Here is a 926-nt window from a genome sequence, read left to right on the forward strand (position 1 = left end):
CGGCGGGACCGATCGCGGGCGCCGGGCGGGCCGACGCCGGCTGGGCCCTGGCCCGGCCGGTCGCTGGGGGGCCGAACACGTCGCGCCAGGTCCGACCGGGGGGGAGGGTCGAGAGCAGGACCCCTTCGGTTGCGGTGAGCTGGCCGGCGACGAGGGTGGGCAGGCCGGACTGGTCGCCGATCTCGGCGAGCAGCCGCAACTGGCCATCGACGGTGGCGAGCAGCGCGCTCGCGCGGTCACCTGGCCGGCGAACCAGGACCTGGCGGTACCAGACGTGCCGCCGCGCCGCGTCGACCAGCGAGGCGGTTCCCTCCCGCAGCACCCACGAACCGTCGCCGCTGAGCCGCTCGGTCGGGTTGCCCTCCAGCAGGCAGGTCCGCCCGGCGAGCCGGACCGTCTGGCCCCGGCGCCGGCCGGCCGGTTCGGCGCCGGCCTGGGAGGAGCCCACCCGGGCGTCGTCGTCGAGCGGTCGTTGTTGTCGTGCGCGGATGTCGACGGAGAACAGGTGGGGTCGCGAATCCGGCATTCGAGATCGCTCTTCCCGGGGCGCAGGGGATCCAGCGCGAGAATCCTAGCCGAACGGGTCCTTGCCGACCGGCAGGTCGCATTCCTCCGGCGCGACCAGCGGACCGGGCACCCGGTTCGCGGTACGGGCGTGGGGGCCGGTTGCGATCAGCCGGCGAGGACGTCGAGGATCTGCTGGCCGTATTTCGCGAGTTTGTTCTCGCCGACGCCGTTGATGCCGGCGAGGTCCGCGAGCGCGGCGGGCCGGTGCGTCGCAATCTCGCGCAGCGTCGCGTCGTGAAAGATCACGTAGGCCGGGACGCCCTGTTCCTTCGCGGTCGCGGCCCGCCAGGCCCGCAGCGCCTCGAACACCGGCGCCACGTCCGCGGGCAGCTCCACGGGGGCGGCGCGGCGGGCTCGCC

General features: G+C 75.1%; 1 protein-coding gene and 1 pseudogene. Both read right to left on the reverse strand.

Annotated features, from left to right (window positions below; translation table 11 throughout):
* Positions 1-526: pseudogene (locus tag MXD58_RS25675) on the reverse strand (hypothetical protein); the annotation flags it as partial.
* A 146-nt stretch (positions 527-672) separates the two neighbouring features.
* Positions 673-926 (reverse strand): HRDC domain-containing protein (locus tag MXD58_RS25680; protein WP_250610264.1); only part of this gene is annotated, 254 nt, incomplete at its 5' end.

This window comes from Frankia sp. AgKG'84/4, assembly GCF_023242965.2.
Taxonomy (GTDB): domain Bacteria; phylum Actinomycetota; class Actinomycetes; order Frankiales; family Frankiaceae; genus Frankia.